We start from the raw sequence: 259 nt of genomic DNA on the forward strand, positions 1-259 counted from the left end.
GCCTTTTGTTTGTCAGCCTGCCAGGGGGAAACAAACGGTATCGATGTCCTTATTTTTTCTGACATGTCAAAGGGAATGAAAGATCAATTAATGGAGAAGGCTTTTCAGCCGGATCAAGAGACATACAACGTCCACATCTTCCCTGCGATTCCTGAGAAGCTTCTCGTTGAAATCACTGCAAAAGAGGGGGACGTGATGTTCGTCCCTGAAGAAATGTTTAGAACGTATGATGATCCTGAAAGCTTTCAGCTGCTTGAAG

General features: G+C 44.4%; 1 pseudogene. It reads left to right on the forward strand.

What is annotated here, in order from left to right:
- A pseudogene (locus tag SB775_RS31035) lies at positions 1-259 on the forward strand (lipoprotein YteS); the annotation flags it as partial.

Source organism: Peribacillus sp. SIMBA_075, from assembly GCF_046534585.1.